Origin of the sequence: Rhodococcus opacus B4, assembly GCF_000010805.1 — a bacterium.
Lineage (GTDB): Bacteria > Actinomycetota > Actinomycetes > Mycobacteriales > Mycobacteriaceae > Rhodococcus_F > Rhodococcus_F opacus_C.
The window spans coordinates 7,305,067-7,322,903 of sequence record NC_012522.1; the positions used below are offsets into that span (position 1 = coordinate 7,305,067).

The 17,837-nt window shown below is 67.9% G+C and carries 16 protein-coding genes; 12 read left to right on the forward strand and 4 right to left on the reverse strand.

The window, feature by feature from the left end:
* Genes ROP_RS33210 through truB form a run of 3 tightly spaced genes read left to right on the forward strand, consistent with a single transcriptional unit; the run spans position 1 to position 2,566 of the window.
* The gene (locus tag ROP_RS33210; protein WP_043825856.1) at positions 1 to 930 is read left to right on the forward strand and encodes a metallophosphoesterase family protein; all 930 of its coding nucleotides are present in this window, start codon (positions 1 to 3) and stop codon (positions 928 to 930) included.
* A complete protein-coding gene (gene npt / locus ROP_RS33215) occupies positions 927 to 1,610 on the forward strand; it encodes a 4'-phosphopantetheinyl transferase Npt (RefSeq protein ID WP_015890374.1) in 684 nt (227 codons plus the stop codon). The genes ROP_RS33210 and npt overlap by 4 nt, the downstream gene beginning before the upstream one ends.
* 38 nt (positions 1,611 to 1,648) lie before the next feature.
* A complete protein-coding gene (truB, locus tag ROP_RS33220) occupies positions 1,649 to 2,566 on the forward strand; it encodes a tRNA pseudouridine(55) synthase TruB (RefSeq protein ID WP_015890375.1) in 918 nt (305 codons plus the stop codon).
* 4 nt (positions 2,567 to 2,570) lie between these two features.
* On the opposite strand, the gene ROP_RS33225 is transcribed toward truB, so the two are convergent.
* Positions 2,571 to 3,284 (reverse strand): metal-dependent transcriptional regulator, encoded by a 714-nt coding sequence (locus ROP_RS33225; protein WP_043825860.1) that lies wholly within the window; start codon positions 3,282 to 3,284, stop codon positions 2,571 to 2,573.
* Positions 3,285 to 3,460: 176 nt separating this feature from the next.
* On the opposite strand from ROP_RS33225, the gene ROP_RS33230 reads away from it, so the two are divergent.
* The 3 genes from ROP_RS33230 to ROP_RS33240 all read left to right on the forward strand — a co-directional run bounded on the left by ROP_RS33230 (position 3,461) and on the right by ROP_RS33240 (position 7,402).
* The gene (locus ROP_RS33230) at positions 3,461 to 4,435 is read left to right on the forward strand and encodes a bifunctional riboflavin kinase/FAD synthetase (protein WP_025432373.1); all 975 of its coding nucleotides are present in this window, start codon (positions 3,461 to 3,463) and stop codon (positions 4,433 to 4,435) included.
* Positions 4,436 to 4,545: 110 nt separating this feature from the next.
* The gene (rpsO, locus tag ROP_RS33235) at positions 4,546 to 4,815 is read left to right on the forward strand and encodes a 30S ribosomal protein S15 (RefSeq protein ID WP_015890377.1); all 270 of its coding nucleotides are present in this window, start codon (positions 4,546 to 4,548) and stop codon (positions 4,813 to 4,815) included.
* Between the two features lie 313 nt (positions 4,816 to 5,128).
* Complete coding sequence (locus ROP_RS33240) at positions 5,129 to 7,402, forward strand: polyribonucleotide nucleotidyltransferase (RefSeq protein WP_015890378.1); 2,274 nt, start codon at positions 5,129 to 5,131, stop codon at positions 7,400 to 7,402.
* A gap of 83 nt (positions 7,403 to 7,485) precedes the next feature.
* On the opposite strand, the gene ROP_RS33245 is transcribed toward ROP_RS33240, so the two are convergent.
* The gene (locus ROP_RS33245) at positions 7,486 to 7,929 is read right to left on the reverse strand and encodes a protein-tyrosine phosphatase family protein (RefSeq protein ID WP_015890379.1); all 444 of its coding nucleotides are present in this window, start codon (positions 7,927 to 7,929) and stop codon (positions 7,486 to 7,488) included.
* Between the two features lie 243 nt (positions 7,930 to 8,172).
* Between ROP_RS33245 and ROP_RS33250 the strand changes: the two genes are divergently transcribed.
* Both ROP_RS33250 and ROP_RS33255 read left to right on the forward strand, forming a co-directional pair.
* Positions 8,173 to 9,459 carry an alpha/beta fold hydrolase gene (locus ROP_RS33250; protein ID WP_148222529.1) on the forward strand — a complete coding sequence of 429 codons (1,287 nt, stop codon included), beginning with the start codon at positions 8,173 to 8,175 and terminating at the stop codon, positions 9,457 to 9,459.
* 101 nt (positions 9,460 to 9,560) lie between these two features.
* A complete protein-coding gene (locus tag ROP_RS33255) occupies positions 9,561 to 10,526 on the forward strand; it encodes an NAD(P)-dependent alcohol dehydrogenase (RefSeq protein ID WP_015890381.1) in 966 nt (321 codons plus the stop codon).
* Between the two features lie 77 nt (positions 10,527 to 10,603).
* On the opposite strand, the gene ROP_RS33260 is transcribed toward ROP_RS33255, so the two are convergent.
* The gene (locus ROP_RS33260; RefSeq protein ID WP_015890382.1) at positions 10,604 to 11,542 is read right to left on the reverse strand and encodes a LysR family transcriptional regulator; all 939 of its coding nucleotides are present in this window, start codon (positions 11,540 to 11,542) and stop codon (positions 10,604 to 10,606) included.
* Between the two features lie 71 nt (positions 11,543 to 11,613).
* Here ROP_RS33260 and ROP_RS33265 point away from each other — a divergent pair, with 71 nt between their 5' ends.
* From ROP_RS33265 to ROP_RS33270, 3 genes are all read left to right on the forward strand, one after another.
* The gene (locus ROP_RS33265; RefSeq protein ID WP_015890383.1) at positions 11,614 to 12,834 is read left to right on the forward strand and encodes an MFS transporter; all 1,221 of its coding nucleotides are present in this window, start codon (positions 11,614 to 11,616) and stop codon (positions 12,832 to 12,834) included.
* Positions 12,835 to 12,914: 80 nt separating this feature from the next.
* A complete protein-coding gene (locus ROP_RS43635; protein WP_015890384.1) occupies positions 12,915 to 13,067 on the forward strand; it encodes a hypothetical protein in 153 nt (50 codons plus the stop codon).
* Between the two features lie 151 nt (positions 13,068 to 13,218).
* Complete coding sequence (locus ROP_RS33270) at positions 13,219 to 13,842, forward strand: maleylpyruvate isomerase family mycothiol-dependent enzyme (protein ID WP_015890385.1); 624 nt, start codon at positions 13,219 to 13,221, stop codon at positions 13,840 to 13,842.
* Between the two features lie 41 nt (positions 13,843 to 13,883).
* Here ROP_RS33270 and ROP_RS33275 read toward each other — a convergent pair whose 3' ends face one another.
* Entirely contained in the window at positions 13,884 to 15,239 is a 1,356-nt protein-coding gene (locus ROP_RS33275) for an MCE family protein (protein WP_015890386.1), read from the reverse strand.
* A 310-nt stretch (positions 15,240 to 15,549) separates the two neighbouring features.
* On the opposite strand from ROP_RS33275, the gene ROP_RS33280 reads away from it, so the two are divergent.
* The gene (locus ROP_RS33280; protein WP_015890387.1) at positions 15,550 to 17,763 is read left to right on the forward strand and encodes a serine/threonine-protein kinase; all 2,214 of its coding nucleotides are present in this window, start codon (positions 15,550 to 15,552) and stop codon (positions 17,761 to 17,763) included.
* Positions 17,764 to 17,837: the final 74 nt, after the last annotated feature.

Below are 17,837 nucleotides of genomic sequence, written 5' to 3' on the forward strand. Positions count from 1 at the left end.
GTGGCACCCAAACTGATGGCGGTGAGCGACACCCATGTGGGGCACCGGGGTAACCGCCCGATCACCGAGGACATCTACCCGGACTCGCCCGAGGACTGGCTGATCGTCGCCGGGGACGTCTCGGAGAAGACCGACGACATCCGGTGGGCGCTGAAACTCCTGCGCAGTCGTTTCGCGCAGGTCATCTGGGTTCCGGGCAACCACGAACTGTGGACGACCGCGAAAGACCCGGTGCAGATCCACGGCGCCGCCCGCTACGACTACCTGGTCACCATGTGCCGCGAGATCGGGGTCATCACGCCCGAGGACCCGTTCCCGGTGTGGGAGGCGGAGGACGGCCCGGTGACGCTGGTCCCGATGTTCCTGCTGTACGACTACACGTTCCTGCCCGACGGCGCCGCCACCAAGGAGGAAGGTCTCGCGATCGCGCGGGAGAAGAACGTGGTGGCCACGGACGAGTTCCTGCTGTCGAGCGAACCGTACGGAACCCGGGACGCCTGGTGCCGCACCCGCGTCGAGTCGACGAAGGCCCGGCTGGATGCCCTGCCCGCCGGCACCCGCACCGTTCTCATCAACCACTTCCCGTTGGTGCGTCAGCCGACGCAGGTGCTGTGGTACCCGGAGTTCTCCCTGTGGTGCGGCACCGAACTGACCGCGGACTGGCACACCCGGTACAACGCCGTCTGCGCCGTGTACGGGCATCTACATATTCCGCGCACCACCTACTACGACGGGGTGCGGTTCGAGGAGGTGTCGCTGGGCTACCCGCGGGAGTGGCAGCGGCGGGGACTGCCGGACAACCTGCTGCGGCAGATCCTTCCGGTGCCGGAGTATCCGCCGGGAACGCTGAACAAGTGGGGCGGCCACTTCAAGGTCACTCCCGAACAGGAAGCCGAAGTGGAGAAGATGCGGGCGAGGGGGGCCCTGTGATCGAGAGAATTCTGCCCGCCGGCGTGGTGTCCTCGGAACTGTTCGAGGATCCGGCGGGGCTGCGTCCGCACCCGCAGGAGGAGGCGCTGATCGGGCGGGCGGTGGAGAAGCGGCGACGCGAATTCACCACCGCGCGGCACTGCGCCCGCCTGGCGATGACGAAGCTGGGTGTGGACCAGGCCCCTGTTCTGCGGGGCGACAAGGGTTCCCCGGTGTGGCCGCGCGGCGTGGTCGGGAGCCTCACCCACTGCGACGGGTACCGCGGCGCGGCGCTCGGCTACGCGATGCAGGTGCGGTCCGTCGGCATCGACGCCGAACCGCACGATGCGTTGCCCGACGGTGTGCTGGAGGCGGTGAGTCTGCCCGCCGAACGCGACTGGCTGTCGGGTGCGGCGGACTCCGGCCGGTGGCGCTCGGCCACCGGTGGTCCGGTGCACCGGGACAGGCTGCTGTTCTGCGCGAAGGAAGCCACGTACAAGGCGTGGTTCCCGCTCACCGCCCGGTGGCTCGGGTTCGAGGACGCGCACATCACGTTCGAGGCGTCCGGCGACGGCACCGGCACGTTCCATTCGGATCTGCTCATCTCCGGGGAGACCGTCGCTGGGCCACCGCTTGCGTCGTTCGACGGACGGTGGATGGTGTCCGACGGCCTGATCATCACCGCCATTGCGGTGCACTGATTTCGATGCCGTGACGGCGGCTGGCAGAATCGGGCCTCGTGTCTGCACGTGAAAAGCCTTCCTCCGGTCTCGTCGGCGCCGGACTGCTCATCGTCGACAAGGACGCGGGCGTCACCAGCCACGACGTGGTGGCCCGGTGCCGCAAGCTGCTCGGCACCCGAAAGGTCGGTCACGCGGGCACTCTGGACCCGATGGCCACGGGAGTGCTGGTGCTCGGTGTGGAGCGGGCGACGAAGCTGCTGGGGCTTCTCGCGCTCACCACCAAGGCGTACACGGCCACGATCCGGTTGGGGCAGGCCACCACCACCGACGACGCGGAGGGTGAGATCGTCGCGTCGGCGGATGCATCCGGCGTGAGGGACGAGGAGATCGCCGCGCAGGTGCGCACCCTCACCGGGGACATCCAGCAGATCCCGTCGAGCGTCAGTGCCATCAAGGTGGACGGCCGGCGGGCGCACGCACTGATCCGTGCCGGTGAGGAGTTCGAACTCGCTCCCCGGTCGGTCACGGTGTCCCGGTTCGACGTGGTCGCGAGGCGCACCGAGGGCCCGTTCGTCGACCTCGACGTCGAGGTGGAATGTTCCTCCGGAACCTATGTTCGGGCGCTCGCACGTGATCTGGGGATCGCGTTGATCGGCGTCGGCGGACATCTCACGTCGCTGCGACGGACCCGGGTGGGACCGTTCACCCTCGAGCACGCGCGCACGCTGGAACAGCTGGCCGAGGAGCCCGGCGTGAGCCTCGACATCGATTCCGCCGCGCAGACCGCGTTCCCGCACCGGCAGATCGACGCCGACGAGGCCGAAGCGATCAGTCAGGGCCGCTGGCTCGAGCCGATCGGCATGAAGGGCGTCTACGCCGCGATCGATCCGAGCGGGCACACGATCGCGCTGCTCCAGGAACGTGGGAAGCGGGCGAGTTCGGTGATGGTGGTCCGTCCCGCGACCCTGAGGTAGCGGCTCACACCATCCAGATGGCTTGGGCTGCGGGGTTTCCGAGCTCGACGGTGTCTTCCTGGACACCGATCCGGACCGACACGGTGCCGGCGTAGTCGCGTCGCTCCAGCACCGTCACCGTGACGTCCAGTGCCACACCCACAGAGTCGAAGTACCGCAGCATGGCCGGGTCGGAGTCCGAGATGCGGGCGATGCGGCCGCTCTCGCCGTCGACGAAGTCGCTGAGCTGACGTGCCGGGGGAGTGGGCACCGACCCGTCGACCGCGGGAATCGGATCGCCGTGCGGATCGCGTTCGGGATGACCGAGCTTGGCGTCCATCCGGGAGATCATCAGATCCGAGACGGCGTGCTCGAGCACCTCCGCCTCGTCGTGCACCTCGTCCCAGCCGTATCCCAGTTCGTGCACCAGGTACGTCTCGATGAGGCGGTGCCTGCGGACCATTCCGACGGCGGCGACGCGCCCCGCTTCGGTCAGGGCGATCGACCCGTAGCGGGCGTGATCGACGAGACCCTGATCGGACAGTTTCCGGATGGCCTCCGACACGGTGGACGCCGACACCCCGATCTTCTCGGAGAGCAGTTTCGTGGACACCCGCTCCTGCGACCACTCCTGAACGGTCCAGATGACCTTCAGGTAGTCCTGCGCCACTGCCGAGAGCGCCCCGGTCTCGGAGGTCGAGTCCTCGGTCACGCTCTGGTCATTCTTGTTCACCGCCACGACAACGAGCTTAGGCAAGTCTTACCCGCGAGACACATCGACACACCTGATCCGTCCCCGCGGGACGTCACCGGCGACCGCGAACCGCGAGGTCGTGACGGTTCTCCGCCACGCCGGACCGCCGGACAGCCGGTCCGAAGATGAACATCGGCGCGCGGCACCGTAGGCTGCCACTCGTGCTGAGATGGCGTGGTCTCGACGAGGTTCCTGCCGACTGGGGTCGTTGTGTTCTCACGATCGGCGTATTCGATGGCGTGCACCGAGGTCACGCCCAATTGATCAGTCGAGCGGTGGCGGCTGCCCGCACGCGTGGAATACCCAGCGTGCTCATGACTTTCGATCCTCATCCGATGGAAGTGGTTCGTCCGGGCAGTCATCCTGCCCAGCTCACGACGCTCGCCCGCAGGGCGGAGCTCGCGGAGGAGCTGGGCATCGACGTGTTCTGCGTCATGCCGTTCACCGCCGAGTTCATGAAGCTGACGCCGGAGCGCTACGCCCACGAGATCCTCGTGGAGCGCCTGCATGTGGCGGACGTCGTCGTCGGTGAGAACTTCACGTTCGGCAAGAAGGCCGCGGGCAACGTAGACCTGCTGCGGCAGATCGGCGACCGGTTCGGGTTTGCGGTCGACGGTGTGACGTTGCTCGCGGAGCACGCGGTCACGTTCTCGTCCACCTACATCCGTTCGTGCGTGGACGCCGGCGACATGGCCGCCGCGACGGAGGCCCTCGGCCGCCCGCACCGCGTCGAGGGTGTCGTCGTCCACGGGGACGGTCGTGGCCGCCAGCTCGGCTACCCGACCGCGAATGTCGCGCCGCCGATGTACGCCGCGATTCCCGCGGACGGCGTGTACGCCGCCTGGTTCACCGTGCTCGGGCACGGAGTCGACCTGGGCACCGTCACTTCCGGCGAGCGGTACATGGCTGCCGTGTCGGTGGGCACCAATCCGACGTTCTCCGGGCGGACGCGCACGGTGGAGGCCTTCGTCCTCGACCGGGAAGCCGACCTGTACGGCCAGCACGTGGCCGTGGACCTCGTCGAGCGCCTCCGTGGGATGGAGAAGTTCGACTCCGTCGACGACCTGATCGTCGCGATGGGGAAGGACGCCGAACGTGCGCGCGCGATCCTGGCGGCGTCGGAGGACGTGCGGTAAAGCTGTCCCATTTCAGCTGGTAAAGTAGTCCGCTGGCGTGCGCTGCGGTTCGCGGCGGCCGCGCCGAGTTTCGATCCTTGCACGCGAACGTCATCACCAGGAGTGAACCAGTGGCATTGACCACCGAAGAGAAGAAGCAGGTTCTGAGCGAGTACGGCCTGCACGAGACCGACACCGGTTCGCCGGAGGCGCAGGTGGCCATGCTCACCAAGCGCATCGTCGATCTCACTGAACACCTCAAGATGCACAAGCACGACCACCACTCCCGCCGCGGCCTCCTGCTGCTGGTCGGACGCCGTCGTCGTCTGCTCAAGTACGTCCAGAAGGTCGACATCGCGCGTTACCGCTCGCTGATCGAGCGTCTCGGCCTGCGTCGCTGAGTTTCGCAACACGGCGATCATTTCGATCGCAAATCACTCCGGTAGCCGGCGGGGCCTTGCTTAGACTGGGCCTCGCTGGCTATCGGTGTTAGCTGCCGAGGGCAGCACTACCGTATGCACCCGAGAATGTGGTGTCGGTCTTCGGTAGTGGTCTTCCGGACACGGTCCGGCGGACTTCGATCGACGGCCGCCTCCGCACAGTGACATCCCGAGAACTCGAGAGGGGGATGTCCCTCAGGTGCGCAGTTCTCGCCAGGAGGGTGAGAACGCCCCCGCGGGTACGGCGAAGACGAGAGGGAAGTGAAAAGAAGAGATGACAGAGAATTCCGCAGTAGAGGTCGATGAGGGCGTGTTCGAATCCACCGCCGTGATCGACAACGGGTCCTTCGGAACCCGCACCATTCGTTTCGAGACCGGTCGCCTCGCGCAGCAGGCCGCCGGTGCCGTCGTCGCCTACCTGGACGACGAGACGATGCTGCTGTCCGCAACGAGCGCCAGCAAGCACCCCAAGGAGCACTTCGACTTCTTCCCGCTGACGGTGGACGTCGAGGAGCGCATGTACGCCGCGGGCCGCATCCCCGGGTCGTTCTTCCGTCGTGAGGGCCGCCCGTCCACGGACGCGATCCTGACCTGCCGCCTGATCGACCGGCCGCTGCGTCCGTCGTTCGTCGACGGTCTCCGCAACGAGATCCAGGTCGTGGTCACGGTAATGAGCCTGAACCCGCAGGATCTGTACGACGTGGTCGCGATCAACGCCGCATCCGCCTCCACCCAGATCGCCGGACTGCCGTTCTCCGGCCCCGTCGGTGGCGTGCGTGTCGCGCTCATCACGTCGGACGAGAACAAGGCCGGCCAGTGGGTCGCATTCCCCACCGTCGAGCAGCTCGAGAACGCCGTCTTCGACATGGTCGTCGCCGGCCGCATCGTCTCCGGCAGCGGTGACGACGCCGACGTCGCGATCATGATGGTCGAGGCCGAGGCCACCGACAACGTGATCTCCCTGATCGACGGCGGCGCACAGGCTCCCACCGAGACGATCGTGGCCGAGGGCCTCGAAGCCGCCAAGCCGTTCATCGCTCGCCTGTGCACCGCGCAGCAGCAGCTCGCGGTCAAGGCGGCCAAGCCCACCGGTGACTTCCCGGTCTTCCCGGCGTACCAAGACGACGTGTTCGCCGCCGTCGAGGCCGCCGCAGCGGAGAAGCTCAGCGCGGCACTGACCATCGCCGGCAAGCAGGAGCGCGACGACAAGACCGACGAGGTCAAGGTCGAGGTCCTCGAGCAGGTCGCCCCGAACTTCGAGGGACGCGAGAAGGAACTCGGAGCGGCGTTCCGCTCGCTGACGAAGAAGCTGGTCCGTCAGCGCATCCTGCGCGACCAGTTCCGCATCGATGGCCGCGGCATCACGGACATCCGTTCGCTGTCGGCCGAGGTCGCCATCGTTCCGCGTGCGCACGGCTCCGCTCTGTTCGAGCGCGGCGAGACCCAGATCCTGGGTGTCACCACCCTCGACATGGTGAAGATGGCGCAGCAGGTCGATTCGCTCGGACCCGAGACGACCAAGCGGTACATGCACCACTACAACTTCCCGCCGTACTCCACCGGTGAGACGGGACGCGTCGGTTCGCCGAAGCGCCGCGAGATCGGTCACGGCGCGCTGGCGGAGCGGGCTCTCATGCCCGTGCTGCCCAGCGTCGAGGAGTTCCCGTACGCCATCCGTCAGGTCTCGGAGGCACTCAGCTCCAACGGCTCCACCTCGATGGGTTCCGTGTGCGCGTCGACCCTCGCACTGCTGAACGCCGGTGTGCCGCTGAAGGCTCCGGTCGCCGGTATCGCCATGGGCCTCGTCTCCGACCAGGTCGACGGTGAGACCCGGTACGTCGCGCTGACCGACATCCTCGGTGCCGAGGACGCGTTCGGCGACATGGACTTCAAGGTCGCGGGCACGAAGGACTTCGTCACGGCTCTGCAGCTCGACACGAAGCTCGACGGCATCCCGTCCAAGGTCCTCGCCGGTGCGCTGTCGCAGGCCAAGGATGCACGGGCGACGATCCTCGAGGTCATGGCCGAGGCCATCGACACCCCCGACGAGATGAGCCCGTTCGCCCCGCGCGTCACGGCCATCAAGGTCCCCGTCGACAAGATCGGTGAGGTCATCGGCCCCAAGGGCAAGATGATCAACTCCATCACCGAGCAGACCGGCGCCAACATCTCCATCGAAGATGACGGCACCGTGTTCGTCGGTGCGACGGACGGCCCGTCCGCGCAGGCCGCGATCGACATGATCAACGCCATCGCCAACCCGCAGCTGCCGAAGGTCGGCGAGCGCTTCCTGGGTACGGTCGTCAAGACCACCGCCTTCGGCGCGTTCGTGTCGCTCCTCCCCGGCCGCGACGGATTGGTGCACATCTCGAAGCTGGGCAGTGGCAAGCGCATTGCGAAGGTCGAGGACGTCGTGAGCGTCGGCTCGAAGTTGCGTGTCGAGATCGCCGACATCGACAACCGCGGCAAGATCTCGCTGATCCCCGTCGAAGAAGACGGCGCTGCGGCTCCGGCCGAGCAGAGCGAAGAGGCGGCTGCCGAGAAGTAGCCTTCTCCCGGTCATCACGCCGGCGGCCCCGCACGAATTCTCGTGCGGGGCCGCCGGTGTCTTCGGGTCCGGTGTCGGGAGGGTCAGGAGGTCGGTGCCGCGGTGAACCGCCCGACATACCGCCGCTGCCACGGCGTCTCGACCGCGCGCGGGTGATAGTGCTGCCGGACGAAGGCGACGGCGTCCCGCGCAGGGACCCCGTCGAACACGGCGATGCAGGCGAGGGCGGTGCCCGTCCTGCCGCGGCCGCCCCCGCACGCCACCTCCACCCGCTCGGATGCGGCGCGGCGCCACACCTCGCCCAGCGCATCCCGGGCGTCGCGGCGGTCCCGGGGCAGCGCGAAATCGGGCCACCGGACCCACCGTGAGTCCCACTGCACCGCCGGCGGCGTGCGCCCCAGCAGGTACACGCCGAAATCGGGCAGGGGGCCGTCGGGGAGCGGTCGTCGCAGCCCCCGGCCGCGGACGAGACGCCCGGACGGCAGGTGGAGGATTCCGGGAGCCTCAGCGTCCCAGGTGTCGGTCATGGTCGTCACCCTAGCGTCGCACTGCGTCGGGAACCGGGGGCAGACGGTCCGACCGTGGGCGCGGAGCGCCCGCACCGGACTACGGATCCACGCGGATTAGCCGTTGCCTCGTCGGTGTTGGAATCAGTACGGAACGGCAGACACCGTTGCCGAGTAGCAACGCACCGATGCACTGCTCACGAGGGAGTGCATTCTCAGCGATCCGACCTGGACCGGTGGGTATCGGAGCGGTGAGGAGTGGTCATGACCATGGCACGCTCATTCGTGAGCTGCGATCCGGAAACCTGTCTCGCCAGCTGTCTGCCGCGCGACGTCACCCGCAGCGTGCTCGGCCACCGGCGGGTCACGATGAATCTCGACATCACCGGCCACGGCACATGGCTCGTCCGCCTCGACGAAGGCACGGTCACGTACGGACGCGGCGGGGTTGCGCATCCGACAAGCACCATCCGTACCGACGCGGCGACTCTCGGCGACCTGCTCGCCGGCCGAGTCAGTGTGGCCGACGCCTTCTTATCCGGAGCACTCGAGATCCGGGGCAGCATGACGACGGTCCTCGCGATCGGCGGTACCCTCGCGCCCGACGTCGAGTTGCCGACCCGGGCACAGGCCCGCGAGACCAGTGCCTACGGGGTACGCACGGGATACCTCGAAGTGGGTGCCCCGGGCACACGGCCGGTGGTGCTGTTGCACGGTCTCGGCGCCAACAACTCCTCCATGCTGCCGGTGCTGGCCGACCTCGCATCGGATCATCGGGTGATCTGCCCCGATCTTCCCGGGTTCGGGTCCTCGGCGGCCCCGGCCTGGCGGTACACCCCCGAACAATTGCATCGCTGGTTGCGTGCCTTCCTCGATGTGGTCGACGCCCGCGGCGCCGCGCTGATCGGACATTCTCTCGGCGGCCGTGTCGCTCTCGAACTCGCGCTGCGCGACCCGGATGCCGTGACCGGGTTGGTTTTGCTGTGCCCGGCGATGGCCTTCCGCCGCCGGCGCCGTCTGACCTCACTGGCCCGGTTGCTTCCGCAGGATGTGGCGCGGCTTCCGCTCGCCGTGCCGCCGCGGCTGCTCCACGCGGGGACCCGTGCCGGGCTGCGGGCGCTGCTGGCGGATCCGGACGTGGTGCCCCGGCACTGGTACGAGGCCGCAGCGGACGAATGGGAGCTGTCGTTGCGACATGCTTCGCGCCGCCGGGCGCTGTGGTCGGCGCTGCTCGGACTGTATCTCGACGAACCGTTCGGGGAAACCGGGCTCTGGGACCGGATTTCGGGCCTCGAAGTGCCTGCACTGTTCCTGTGGGGCGACCGCGACACTCTCGTTCCCGCCCGATTCGACAGGCACGTCACGAGCGCCGTGCCCACCGCCAGGTCGGTGACGTTGCGAGCCTGTGGGCATGTTCCTCAGTTCGAGCAGCCCGAGACGACCCTCCGCCTGATCCGCGAGCAGCTCGCCGTTACTTCACGGCGGGGTGCGGTCGGAAAGCGGCGACCCAAGCGGGCACGACCCGGCGCCGGCACCGGTCGCATCGCCTGAGCGCCGGGGGTGGCGCCGGCGTCCGATCGGGACCCGGTTGAGCGATGATGGGATCAACCGCGGCAACGATCTCGGACGAGCACGCGGAGGAGGAGTGACCGGTGAAGGCAGTCATGTACTCCGAGTTCGGACCGCCGGAAGTCGTCGGCGTCCGTGAGGTTGCGCGACCCGCACCGAAGCCGGACGAGGTGCTGGTGCGAGTGCGCGCAACGACGGTGACGAGGGCAGAGACCCTCATGCGCAGGGGGTTCCCCCGCTGGGGACGTGTCGTCCTCGGCGTCACTCGGCCGCGGAAGAATCGGCGGATTCTCGGGCTCGAATTCTCCGGAGAGATCGCAGCGGCCGGCGCGGACGTGCGCCGGTTCGCCACAGGCGACCAGGTCTTCGGATTCGCCGGATTCCACCTGGGTGCGTGCGCCGAATTCGTCTGCTTGCCGGAGTCCGCGTCGCTCGAGCGGAAGCCTGCCGGCATCAGCTTCGAGGAGGCGGCCGCCGCGGTCGACGGCCCGTCTACGGCGCTGTACTTCCTTCGCGACAAGGCACACGTCCGTAGCGGCCGGCACGTTGTGGTCAACGGCGCTTCCGGGAGCATCGGAACCGCCGCCGTGCAACTCGCCAAGCACCTCGGCGCCGAAGTCACAGCGGTGTGCGGGTCCCGTAACGCCGATCTGGTCACCGACCTGGGCGCCGACCACGTCGTCGACTATCAGACGGAAGACTTCACCTCCCACCACGAGGCCTACGACGTCATCTTCGACACCGTCAGCCCGACTTCGTTCGCGCGATGCCGACGGGCACTCACGCCGCATGGCTGCTACCTCCCCACGACCGGCCTGATCAACTGGCCTCTCGGTGCGTGGACTGCGCTGCGCGGCGGAAGAACTGTTCGGCCGGGGATGTCCGTCGAGAAGACGAGGGCACTTGCCTATGTGAAGGAACTGATCGAGTCCGACAGGTTTCGCATCGTCGTCGACCGCAACTTCCCGCTGGATCGGATCGTCGACGCACACCGATACGTCGACCTGGGTCACAAGGTCGGCAACGTGACGGTCACCGTGTGCGGTTGATGCGTCCGGTCGAGACGATCTGATTGGCATCCGAACCGCAGTCCGTAGTCCGTAGTCCCGTTAAGGATGTTTGCGATTTACGAAAACTCCCTCGGGTTCGGTCGCTCGTCGTGACGGTTCTCCCTCGAGGTGAGCGCCACGAGGGCGGTGAGCACTGTAGTGACCGCGGCTCGCCGGGCGCCGGGCAGCAGCGCGGCACCGATGTCTCGGGTCGCTCGAGGATCGTCGAGGCGTATCTGCGCGCAGCCGGGTGGGGGAGTGTCGGCGGCCGGCACGATGCCGACGCCCAAGCCGGACGCCACCAGGCCGGACACGGTTCGCAGGTCCTCGCCTTCGAACGCGATCATGGGGAGGACGCCGGCTCGTGCGAACAGGTCGTCGACGGATCCGCGGAGGCCGTAGCCCGGCTTGAGCGTGATGACCGGCTCGGATGCGAGGTCGCGGATCGTCGTCGACGTCGAGGCGGCCCGCCTGTGCTCGGAGGGCACGAGCAGGACGAGTGGCTGTTCGAACAGCGGCGTGACCGTGAGTCCGTCCGGCGGAGGGTCGAGACGAGAGACGAGGGCGATATCGGCCTCCGCGTCGAGGAGGGTGTTCAGGCACGTGCGCCGCGCGCCCTGGCTGAGAACGAACCGGATCGCCGGATCCTCTGCGCGGACGATCCGGATCAACTCCGGCACGAGGTGCTCGCCGAGCGATGTTTGAAAGGCGATACGAACCGTTGCCCGCGTCCGTCGGTCCTGGGTCTGGACGGCGTCGAGGCCGTCCACGACCGCCTCGAGAGCGCGTTGCGCGTAGGGCACCAGTGTCCGGGCGGCATCCGTGAGCCGGACACCCCGGCCGTCCGGTTCCAGGAGAGCTGTGCCGAGTTGCCTCTCCAGTCGGCGGACTATCCGGCTGACCGTCGGCTGAGGCATTCCGAGCATGGCGGCGGCAACGGTCACGTGTTCGACCTCGCCGAGGGCGACGAGGACGGGAAGGTGCGGCAGCAGGGCCTTGACCGCCTCGCTATTCATGACTCAACTGTATGAGTTGTTCACCCATCACGCATTGGATTCATCGGTAGTGTCGTCCTAACGTCGAGTGCATGTCCGCCACGCATGTCACCGAAACTGACACCCGCGGGCCGGTCGCCTCGCGCGATCCGGCGAAGGAGCCGAATCGGGACCGCCGGCTCTCGGCGGCTCTGTGGTGTGCGGGTTTGGCGACCTTCGCGCTGATGTACGCGCCGCAAGGGCTCCTGACGCAGATCGGACACGACGCCTCCGTCAGTGCCGCGCAGGCTTCGCTTCTGGTCTCGGCGGCCACACTCGGGCTGGCGTTGTCGGTTCTGCCGTGGGCCCGGTTCTCGGATCGAGTCGGACGTCCCACCGCGATGCGGTATGCGGCGGCTACCGCCGGGCTGCTTGCCGTGGCCGTCCCGTGGCTTCCCACGTTCGAGGCCCTGGTGGCGGGACGGTTCGTGCAGGGTGTAGCGCTCGGGGGACTACCCGCGCTCGCGATGACGCTGCTCCACGAGGCCGCGGCTCCGGCGCGGACTGCAGCGCTGGCCGGCTCCTACGTCGCCGCAACCTCTTTGGGTGGACTGGGTGGCCGGCTACTGGTCGTTCCGGTGGCCGAGCATCTCGGATGGCGTCCCGCGCTCGCGATTCTCGGAGTTGGCCTGGCGATTCTGATGGCCGTCCTGATCGTGCTGTTGCCCGCCCGGCGGGGGCCGTGCTCGTCCACCCCGTCCAACGGAAGTCTCGTCGCTCACCTGCGGGATGCCCGGCTTCTGGCACTGTTCGGCATCGGTGCGCTGCTCGTCGGCGGCATGGTGGCGGTCTTCAACTATCTGCCCTTCCGCCTCGAGGCAGCCCCCTACCATCTCGCGCCGACGGTGGTGTCGCTCATCTTTCTCGCATACCTCGCGGGCACCGTGGGTTCCCGCGCCGCGGGATGGCTGGTAGGCCGGCTCGGCCACCGAACGGTGCTCGTGCTGGCCTGCACGTTCATGGCAGGTGGGACTGTGCTCAGCCTCGGCGGATCGCTGGTTTTGATCCTCCTCGGTCTGGCCGCGGTCACCGCCGGACTGTTCGTCGGCCACGCCGTCGCATCCGGCATGGTCGGCGCGCACGCGACGACGGGGCGGGCGCAGGCCACGGCGCTGTACAACGTCTCCTACTACGCCGGATCCAGCCTGTTCGGCTGGGTCGGAGGTGTCGCCTGGGCGAGCGGACGCTGGGTCGGCGTGGCTGTGCTCGTCCTCGTGCTGACGATGCTCGCGCTCGGCCTCGCGCTTCTCCCGAAGGCAAAGCTGCCGCGGTGAATCTCTCCGGTGGGCCCGCGGCTGCCGCCCGAGGGCGGACCTGTTGTAATGGGACGAGAGACAAAGGGGGAGGGCGCTTGATGACTGACGTATTCCTACTCGGTGCCGTGCTGTCCGGCGGAGTCGGTGTCCTGGGATTGGCGGTCGCACTGTTCGGGGGAGCGGAATCGAACCCTTTGTGCGCGTGCACGTTCGACGGTCGAACCGAGGTCTGTGACGATCGCCGGTCCTGACCGGTCACCCTGTCGCCGGAACTCGAAAGCTGTAGTGGCCGTGATCGCTGCGGACGAGGTCGCCGGATGGTCGAGACTCGTCGACCGATGATTCTCCGCGGATCCGGGAGTCCTACCGGGCAGACGATGTGTCCGACCGAAGGAGAGTGCCGTGGAAGATGTCTGGACGATGGTGCACGTAGAGCGTGCCGCGCTGATCGACGACCTCGAGAACCTCGACGCCGGGCGGTGGGACGAGCCGTCGCTCTGCGGCGACTGGACGGTGCACGACGTGGTCGCTCACCTGGTCGACACGGCGCGGACGACGCGCCTCGGTTTCGTGGTCGGACTCGCCCGGGCACGGTTCGATTTCGACCGCCAGAACGCTCGCGGCGTGGAACGTCAACGCGGTGCCTCGCCGCAGGAGACGTTGGAGCGGCTTCGCCGGGCGGCGTCGCGCACGTCGACGCCTTCGGCGCCCCTCGACAGCCGACTCGTCGAGGAGGTCGTCCACGGTGAGGACATCCGTCGACCGCTCGGTCTCACCCGCTCCTACCCGGCGGAGGCAGTTGTCAGATCGCTCCGTCTGCAGACGCGCACCCCCGCCTCCATGGGCGGCGCCAAGGAACTCGTGGCCCGCGTCCGGCTCACGGCCGTGGACGCCGACGTGTCGATCGGCGACGGTCCCGAGGTGAGCGGCACCGCACTGTCCCTCCTTCTCGCCGTGTCCGGCCGGACGGTGGCGCTGGACGACCTCGACGGACCGGGAGTCGACGCACTCGCGGCGGCGCTTTGAGATCGTCCTGCGGGACTTCCGCGGCGGCGGCCGGTAGGTCGTCATTCGAGGGTCACCTCGGTTCCCCTCAACGCGGGGGCGCCGACGTGCGTCGTCCAGCTCGGCACGTCCTCCGGCGCCATGCCCCCGGCCTCGCCGTAGACGACGTCGAGGGTGTCCTGTTCCATCTTCGAACCCGCGTAGCTGGCGGGGATGACCTCGGCTCGGTACCCCGGAACCTGGTCGGGGACGCCGGCGGGCGCCGGGAAGTAACCGAGGGCAGACGGTCCGGGGTTCCGTGTGGGCACCTGGTAGGAACCGTCGTTGAACGATCCGCCGGGGTACTGCGGAAAGTGTCCGCCCGGTGCGGTGACGTCGTCGTAGCAAGCGGGTCCGCGGTTGTCGAGCAGGCGCGGCTCGTCCTGATTGGGCAGGTAGCGGCCCTTCGGGTTGACGAACTGCACGGTGCCCCGACCGCCGGGGTACGGGTCGTCGAGCGCGAGCAACTCGAGGGCGATCGGCGCCGCCCTCACGAAGGCCGCGAGGGTGCAGCCGACGCTCGGTGAGTAGCGGCCGAGGAGTTGCAGCGCCTCCCGTGAATCGGCGGCGATCGTGACGACACTCCGGGCGTTCGCCTGCAGAAGGTCCGCGGTGGACGCACTCGTTCCGGTGAGTGTCGTGAGCAGCGTGGCGATCTCCCCCTGCTTCTCCACCACGGTGTTTCCGGTGGTCCGCAGGTTGTCGAGGGCGTTGACCAGATCGGGCGCCGCCTCCGAATACGTCTGCGAGAAGTCCGCCAGGCCGCGCAGATCCTCCTGAATGGCGGGAAGCTCGGTGTTCAGCCCGCCGAAGATCTCCTCGAGCCGGTCCAGCGTCAGGCCGAGTTCGGCGCCGCGTCCGCTCAGCCCCTGGGACAGTGCGCCGAGCGTGTTCGCCAGATCCTGCGGCGGAATCGCCTGCAGGAGCGGCAGCAGGCCGTCCAGCACCTCGCCGACCTCGACGGCGTTGCCGCTCTTGTCCTGACGCAGCGTGTCACCGGCCTGGATCGGCGGGGCCGTGTCGCCCTCGGGAACGATCAGCGACACATAGCGTTCACCGAACAGCGTCTTGGGCAGCAGCCGCGCGGTCGCGTTGGACGGAATCAGCGGCGCCTTGTCCGGCTGGATCGCGAGAGCGAGCGTGACCTCGCCCTCCAGGGAGGACGCCGAGCGCACCTCGCCGACGATGAGGCCACGAACCTTCACGTCCGCCTCGGGGGCCACTGAGTTTCCGCCGCTGTCGGTGACGACGTCGATGTCGACGACCGTGCCGAAGGCCTTGTCGAACATGCCGGTCGTGACGGCCAGGAACAACGCGAGGACGAGAAAGAACACCAGCCCCAGTACTCGTCGGCCCACGACGGATGCCGTGTCGCTCATTCGACCACCCTCACGATCGCCGTCGGTGGTGGCCGCCGAGACCGCGTCGGCATGCGCCAACCTCCCGGTCTATCGTGCCTCGCGCAGGGTGGGTGTGGTGCCGCGTCGGCGCGGGTGCCGACAAAATTCTCGGCCGGAGTCGGCCACGACCGTGCGGTGACCGCCGCTTTGCCGCCCGTGCGCCGGTGGCGGAGCGATATTCTTGAGCGGGGAGATTCGGCGGAAGGACACAATGTGGGGCAAACACGACCCGTCGCCGCACCGCGCGTAGCCGCCGTGTGATCGCCCGGGGCTGCACACCGAGCTACCGATGTACGAGCCGACCGATCTGGTCGAATCAGCGGAACGGACCCGCACAGCGCTTGCCACGGTCGTGGCACGGTTTTCGGATGCGTGGGAGTCCGGGTTCCCGCCTGACCTGGCCGCCTTCCTGCCCCGCGAACCGGCAGAACGACGTTCGATACTGATCGAACTGATCAAGATCGACCTCGAGTACCGCTGGCTTCGGTTCGACTTCCCCAAACGACTGACCGAGTACCGGGCGGAGTTCGCGGAACTGCAGGACGGACCGCTTCCCGCCGAGTTGGTCTACGAGGAATTTCACGCCCGGCGCCGCAGTGAGCCCGAAGCCGATGCGGTCACCATGGCCGCCGAGGCCGCCACCATGGCGGGCGGTCCCGGACCCGAAGAGTTCACGGATGACTACTGCAGCACGATGATCGCTCGACCGCGGGCACAAGTCGTGCTCGGCAACATCGATGTCGGCGACCGTGTCGACGACTTCGATCTGCTGATGAGGATCGGGTCCGGTGCCTTCGCCCAGGTGTATCTCGCGCGGCAACAATCGATGCAGCGACTCGTCGCCGTCAAGATTTCCCACAACCACGGCATCGAGCCGCAGACCCTCGCGCAGTTGGATCACGACTACATCGTGCGCATCTACGACCAGCGACTGATCGCCGACGGCGAGCTGAAGTTGCTCTACATGCAGTATCTGCCGGGGGGAACACTGCTCGACGTGGTGCATCTCCTGCGCTCGACGCCCATGGAACAGCGGAGTGGGCAACTGCTGCTCGATGCCGTCGACGGGGTCCTTGCCGCCAAGGGCGAGGTGCGGCCCACAGAATCCGGTGTTCGAACACGGATCGCGTCCTTGACGTGGCCGGAGACGGTGGCCTGGCTGGGCCGCCGGCTCGCCGACGCGCTTGCGCACGCCTCCGAGCGAGGGGTGCTGCATCGAGACATCAAGCCGGCGAACGTGCTGTTGAGCGCCGAGGGGATACCGAAGCTGGCCGACTTCAACGTCAGCTCCAGCCAACGCATCAAGGGCACCAGCCCGCTGGCATATTTCGGTGGCTCGCTGGCCTACATGTCACCCGAACAGCTCGAAGCCTGCCACCCGGGCTCACCGACCACCGCCGCCGACCTCGACACCCGGAGCGATATCTTCGCGCTCGCTGTCCTCGTGTGGGAGTTGCTCACCGGACGCCGACCGTTCGCGGACGAAACGACGGCCGGCGAGTCGGAGACGTCGCTGGCCCGCATGCTCGAACTGCGGCGCAGGCCCGTGGCCGCGCAGTTCCTGTCGGAGCTTCCGCCGGACTGCCCCATGGCCCTGCGCCGGGTGCTTCTGAAATGTCTGTCGCCCGACCGCGAAGACCGCTACCCGAGCGGGTCCGAATTGGCCCAGCAGTTCGACTTGTGCCTCGAGAAGAGGTCCCGGGACCTGGTCTATCCGCCCCCGAACAGCTGGCGGGCACGACTGTCGCGATCGCCGACCCCCATCCTGTGGTCGTCGTCGCTGGTCGGCATCGGGCTGGCGACGATCTACCTGGCCGTGCACCTGCAGGAACTTCTCGACGAGCGGCTGTCCGATGCCACCTACTCGAAGCTCTACACGAGCACCGTCGTCTTCAACCTCATCGCCTGGCCGCTTGCCGTCCTCATCTACGCCTACATGTCCCGCGATCTGCTCGCGGTTCCCCGCGGCCTGCGTAAGGGCAGACGCTACGACGAGGCCGTCCTCGCACGGGTGCGCTCACGAACCCTGGTCTGGGGCGATCTGTGCGCGCTCAATACTTTCGTGTTCGCCGTCTGCGCATCCGTGGCGGGGGTGATGTTTCTTCGCTGGTTCACGGAGCTTCCCTCGCGGCTGCTGGTCCACGCGGCGACGACCGTCCTGGTGGCGGGCACGATCTCCGTTGCCTACACATTCTTTCTGTCGACGTTCTACGTCGTCCGCTGCGTCTATCCCATCTATCTGCGACACGGCCTCACGACAGCGCACGACGCCGACGTTCTCGACGGGCTGCGTCGACGAACGACGGTCTATCTGGCGGTGACGGCGTCGGTGCCGCTCGTCGGTGTCCTGGCCGGATTCAGCACCCTCGAACCCCAGGAACTGCCGCTGGTGCGCGATTCGGTCCTGGGGTTGTGCGCGGCCTCCGGGCTCGCATTCGTCGCCGTGTACTGGCTGTACAGGAAACTGGATGCAGACGTCCGCGCACTCGAGCGGGTGGTCTGACGCAACCGGGAATCTCCAACGGCGGGTCACTGTCGACGGGGTGCGATTCGGTCCGCATGCGCGCAGACTGGAAC

What these genes read in the sequence shown, in the direction of transcription:
- ROP_RS33240 (WP_015890378.1), top strand. Translation starts at nt 5,129, where the DNA reads ATGACAGAGAATTCCGCAGTAGAGGTCGATGAGGGCGTGTTCGAATCC.
- ROP_RS33245 (WP_015890379.1), bottom strand. Translation starts at nt 7,929, where the DNA reads ATGACCGACACCTGGGACGCTGAGGCTCCCGGAATCCTCCACCTGCCG.
- ROP_RS33250 (WP_148222529.1), top strand. Translation starts at nt 8,173, where the DNA reads ATGACCATGGCACGCTCATTCGTGAGCTGCGATCCGGAAACCTGTCTC.
- ROP_RS33260 (WP_015890382.1), bottom strand. Translation starts at nt 11,542, where the DNA reads ATGAATAGCGAGGCGGTCAAGGCCCTGCTGCCGCACCTTCCCGTCCTC.
- ROP_RS33265 (WP_015890383.1), top strand. Translation starts at nt 11,614, where the DNA reads ATGTCCGCCACGCATGTCACCGAAACTGACACCCGCGGGCCGGTCGCC.
- ROP_RS43635 (WP_015890384.1), top strand. Translation starts at nt 12,915, where the DNA reads ATGACTGACGTATTCCTACTCGGTGCCGTGCTGTCCGGCGGAGTCGGT.
- ROP_RS33275 (WP_015890386.1), bottom strand. Translation starts at nt 15,239, where the DNA reads ATGAGCGACACGGCATCCGTCGTGGGCCGACGAGTACTGGGGCTGGTG.
- ROP_RS33280 (WP_015890387.1), top strand. Translation starts at nt 15,550, where the DNA reads ATGTACGAGCCGACCGATCTGGTCGAATCAGCGGAACGGACCCGCACA.